A 4,560-nucleotide genomic window follows, 5' to 3' on the forward strand; every position below is an offset into this window, starting at 1 on the left:
CGCGGCGCGCGTGTCCCGGGGGGGGTTTTTATGCGGGTCGCGGGCGGGGGCCCGGTTTGACACCCCGGCCCCGCCCGGGTCCCCGGGGGGGTCGGGGTTGGGCCACGTCGTCTCTGCGGTCGTACGGTCGTCGAGCATGGTCACAGAGGATATCGGCACGGACTGACACCCGTGGCCCCGTCGGCCAGCAGGGCCTGGACGAGGGCCCGGACCGAGAGCAGGAAGAGGCGTTCCGGGTCCGCCGGGCGGGCCAGGGCGCGGGCGAGTTCCGGGTCGTCGGGGGCGGGGGTCCCCCCGGTGGAGCCGGCGGGAGGGGACCAGAGGTCGCTCTCGGCGGGGGACTGGGCGGGGGAGCGTTCGCGGTTGCGTTCCACGAGCAGGAAGCCGACGATCTGGAACTGCACCGCGCGCACCGCGTCGGCGGCCCGGGCCCCGCGCAGCCCGGCCGCGTGCACCTCGTGGACCAGGGCCTGCTGGGCGGGCAGGAACATCCGCTCGGTGAGGCCGCGTTCGTGGACCATCGCGATCAGGTGCGGGCGCTCGCGCAGTTCGCGGCGCAGGATCCGGGCCACGGACAGGATCCGCTCGACGGGGGTGCGGCCGGCCGGCCGGATCGCCCCCATGTCCTGGACGGTCCGCTCCACGAGGGCGTCGAGCAGGGATTCGCGGTTGCCGACGTGCCAGTAGATGGAGGTCACCGCGGTGCCCAGCTCCGCGGCGAGTTTGCGCATGGTGAGGGCGGCCGGGCCGTGCCGCTTGACCAGCGAGGCTGCGGCCTCCAGCACCTCGGCACGGGTGAGCGCGGTTCTGGCCATGGCCATCCGCCAATCTGTCGGATCGTCAGTTCTGGTGGGTGCAGGGGTCTTTACCCTTCATCGGTGGCGGTGTAACTGTGTTACAGAACCGACTCCCCCCGAGACGAGGGATGGTGCGATACATGGCACGCGTACGGTACGGAGCGCGCACCGAGGCCGAGATCGCGGCGTCGCGCGAGAAGAGCGCCAAGCTCCCCGACATCTGGTCCACCGGTGTGGTGGCGGTCTGGGAGAGCGACCCGGACGTGGTGGCGGCGGTGCTGCCGCCGCCGCTCAAGCCCGCCGAGCGGCCCCTGGTGCGGGCCAACATCAGCAAGGTCGACCTGCCCGGTTACCCGCTCGGCGCAGGCTCGGTGGCCGTCGCCGCCCGGCACGGCGGGGTCGAGGGCTGGTACCCGTTGGTCATGCCCATGACTCACGAGCGGGCGCTGGTCGGCGGCCGCGAGGTCTTCGGGGAGCCGAAGAAGCTGGGCGAGGTCACCGTCGAGCGCGACGGCCTCGTCGTACGGGCCGCGCTGGCCCGGCACGGGATCGCCTTCGTCGAGGTGCGTGGGGCGGTCGACCGCGAGCTGCCGCTGCCCGAGCCCGCGCCCAAGACCGACTTCTACTTCAAGTTCCTTCCCGCGGTGGACGGTTCGGGCTTCGACGCCGACCCGGTGCTCGTGCACGTCACCCGCAACGAGAAGGTCCGCAAACTGGAGCACATCACCGGTGACGTGGTCCTGCGCGAGTCGATGTTCGACCCCGTCGCCGACCTCCCCGTACGCCGGATCGTGGAGATCGCCATCGGCGAGAAGACCACCGACCAGAAGGGCCGCGTCGTCGAGCGGATCAGCGGCCAGGCCCTCCTCCCGTACATCCACCAGCGCTACGACGACCCGATGCAGATCCTCGACGGCCCGCCCGAGGGGAGCGTGTGACGTGCGGCTCGAACCCGGACAGGTGGCCGTCGTCACCGGCGCCGCCAGTGGCATCGGCCTCGCGATGGCCCGCCGTTTCGCGGCCGAGGGGCTGACGGTCGTCCTCGCCGACGTGGAGGAGGGCGCCCTGCGCAAGGCCGCCGAGGGACTGACCGCCGACGGCGCCCGGGTGCTCGCCCGCGTCGTCGACGTCAGCGACCGCGACTCCGTGACCGCACTGGCCGACGCCGCCCACGAAGCCTTCGGCGCCGTGCACGTGCTCTGCAACAACGCGGGCGTCGGCTCCGGCGCCGAGGGCCGGATGTGGGAGCACGAGCCCAACGACTGGAAATGGGCCTTCTCCGTCAACGTCTGGGGCGTCTTCCACGGCATCCAGGCCTTCGTCCCCCGCATGATCGCCGACGGCGGCCCCGGCCACGTCGTCAACACCTCCTCCGGCGACGGCGGCATCGCCCCGCTGCCCACCGCCTCCGTCTACGCCGTCACCAAGGCGGCCGTGGTCACCATGACCGAGTCGCTCTACGCCCACCTCAAGGCGGAGGGCGCCGCCATCGGCGCGTCCGTCCTCTTCCCCGGACCGCACATGCTGCGCACCGGGCTGTGGGAGTCGCACCGCAACCGGCCCGAGCGCTACGCGAAGCAGCGCCCGCGCAAGACCCCGTACCGCAGCCTCGACCAGTACGAGACCGCGATGAGGCAGGCCGGTCACGAGGTGGCCTTCACCCCGGTCGAGGAGGTCGCCGAGCACGTCGTCGACGGCATCCGCGCCGACCGCTTCTGGATGCTCCCGGCGAGCGAGCACAGCGACCGGCAGATCCGCGCCCGGTCGCAGTCCATGCTCGACCGCGCCAACCCCGCCTACCTGGAGAGCTTCATCCTCGACTGAGGAGCCGTGCAGTGAGTGACACGCCGTACGAAGACCCGTACCTGATCATCTCCTCCGACTGCCACGCCGGACTGCCGACCGAGCAGTACCGCCCCTACCTCGACTCCCGCTTCCACCGCCGATTCGACGAGTTCCTGGGCCAGCGCGACGCCCGCCGCGCCGAGGCCACCCGCCTCGGCGTCCGCAACGAGGCCTTCGCCGAGAAGTGGTTCCACGATCACGAGGAAGGCCTCAGGGGCGGCTGGGACACGGCGCAGCGACTGAAGGAACTCGACGGCGACGGGGTCGCCGCCGAGGTCGTCTTCCCCGACGCCGACGCCGTGGACAGCCAGACCGCCGCGCCCTTCGGGGTGGGCCTCGGGCTCTCCGGGGACCAGGACCCCGAACTCGGCATGGCGGGCGCGCAGGCGCACAACCGCTGGCTGGCGGAGTTCGTCTCCGAGACCCCCGAACGGCACTGCGGGGTCGCCCTGCTGCCCATCACGGGGGAGCCGTCGAAGGTCGTCGCCGAGATCCACCGGGCCAAGGAGTCCGGGCTCGGCGCGCTGATGATCCCCGCGATGTGGGTGGACAAGGCGCCCTACCACGACCGCCGCTACGACCCCGTCTGGGCGGCCGCGGCCGAGACGCGGATGCCGATCGTCACCCACTCCGGGTCCTCGCCCCGCCACGAGTACGGCGACCACCTGGGCATCTTCGTCTCCGAGGTCACCTGGTGGCCGGCCCGCCCGCTGTGGTTCCTGCTCTGGTCCGGGGTCTTCGAACGGCACCCGGGCCTGAAGTTCGGCGTGGCCGAATCGGGCTGCTGGTGGCTGCCGAACCAGCTGTGGTTCATGGACCGGCTGTACCTCGGCGCGCACGGCGGCAAGAAGCTGTCGCCGTTCGAGGAGCTCAAGCGCCCGCCGAGCGAGTACCTGGACCGCCAGGTGTTCATCTGCGCGACCAACACCAAGCGGCGCGAGCTCGCCCAGCGCTACGAGATCGGCGTGGACAACATCCTGTGGGGCTCGGACTTCCCGCACCCCGAGGGCACCTGGCCCGCCACCCGGAGCTGGCTGAAGAACACCTTCCACGACATCCCCGTCGGCGAGACCCGCCGGATGCTCGGCCTGGCCGCGGCGGACGTCTTCGGCTTCGACACGGACGCGCTCGCCCCGGTCGCCCGCCGGATCGGCCCGACGCCGGCCGAACTGGGCCAGAGCGCCGACCAGGCCTCCGTCGAGGCCTCGTGGGCCCGCTCCAGGGAGGTGGGCCGCCACTGGCTGACGGACCACGACTTCCCGGTCCTGGGGGTGGCGCGGTGACGGACGACCGCTACACGGTCATCTCGGCGGACTGCCACGCCGGCGCTGACCTGCTGGACTACAAGCCGTACCTGGAGAAGCGGTACCACGACGAGTTCGACGCCTGGGCCGCCACGTACGTGAACCCGTACGAGGACCTCCTCGCGGACACCGCGGACCGCAACTGGAACTCGGCGCGGCGGCTGTCCGAGCTGGAGGCGGACGGCATCGTGGCCGAGGTGGTCTTCCCCAACACCATCCCGCCGTTCTTCCCCAAGGCCTCCCTGATGGCCCAGCCGCCGACGGCCGCGGAGTACACGATGCGCTGGGCCGGGCTCCAGGCGCACAACCGCTGGCTGGCGGACTTCTGCGCGGACGCGCCGGGCCGCCGGGCGGGCGTGGTCCAGATCCTGCTGAACGACGTGGACGCGGCGGTGAAGGAGATCCGCCGCACGAAGGAGGCGGGCCTGACGGGCGGCATCCTGCTGCCCGGCGTCCCGCCCGGCTCCTCGGTCCCGGAGCTCCACTCGGCGGCGTACGACCCGATCTGGGCGGTGTGCGACGAGCTGGGCGTCCCGGTCAACCACCACGGCGGCTCGGCGTCGCCGCCGCTCGGCGACGAACCGGCGGCCCGGGCGGTGTTCATGGTGGAGACC

General features: G+C 72.3%; 5 protein-coding genes. 4 read left to right on the top strand and 1 reads right to left on the bottom strand.

Annotated features, from left to right (window positions below; translation table 11 throughout):
- Nucleotides 1-140: 140 nt before the first annotated feature.
- Nucleotides 141-815 (bottom strand): TetR/AcrR family transcriptional regulator, encoded by a 675-nt coding sequence (locus tag ACFXA3_RS36235; RefSeq protein ID WP_385194329.1) that lies wholly within the window; start codon nucleotides 813-815, stop codon nucleotides 141-143.
- 122 nt (nucleotides 816-937) lie between these two features.
- On the opposite strand from ACFXA3_RS36235, the gene ACFXA3_RS36240 reads away from it, so the two are divergent.
- The 4 genes from ACFXA3_RS36240 to ACFXA3_RS36255 all read left to right on the top strand — a co-directional run.
- Nucleotides 938-1,735 (top strand): acetoacetate decarboxylase family protein, encoded by a 798-nt coding sequence (locus ACFXA3_RS36240; protein ID WP_385194320.1) that lies wholly within the window; start codon nucleotides 938-940, stop codon nucleotides 1,733-1,735.
- A 1-nt stretch (nucleotide 1,736) separates the two neighbouring features.
- The gene (locus tag ACFXA3_RS36245; RefSeq protein ID WP_385194322.1) at nucleotides 1,737-2,621 is read left to right on the top strand and encodes an SDR family NAD(P)-dependent oxidoreductase; all 885 of its coding nucleotides are present in this window, start codon (nucleotides 1,737-1,739) and stop codon (nucleotides 2,619-2,621) included.
- A gap of 11 nt (nucleotides 2,622-2,632) precedes the next feature.
- Entirely contained in the window at nucleotides 2,633-3,925 is a 1,293-nt protein-coding gene (locus ACFXA3_RS36250) for an amidohydrolase family protein (protein WP_385194324.1), read from the top strand.
- Nucleotides 3,922-4,560, top strand: a 639-nt coding sequence (locus ACFXA3_RS36255) for an amidohydrolase family protein (protein ID WP_385194327.1), incomplete at its 3' end; no start/stop codon positions are given. The genes ACFXA3_RS36250 and ACFXA3_RS36255, both read left to right, overlap by 4 nt.

It is taken from the genome of Streptomyces sp. NPDC059456 (assembly GCF_042750055.1).
Classification (GTDB): Bacteria; Actinomycetota; Actinomycetes; order Streptomycetales; family Streptomycetaceae; genus Streptomyces.

Bases quoted from the DNA above. Each gene is read 5' to 3' on its own strand.
- ACFXA3_RS36235 (WP_385194329.1), bottom strand. From the start codon at position 815: ATGGCCAGAACCGCGCTCACCCGTGCCGAGGTGCTGGAGGCCGCAGCC.
- ACFXA3_RS36240 (WP_385194320.1), top strand. From the start codon at position 938: ATGGCACGCGTACGGTACGGAGCGCGCACCGAGGCCGAGATCGCGGCG.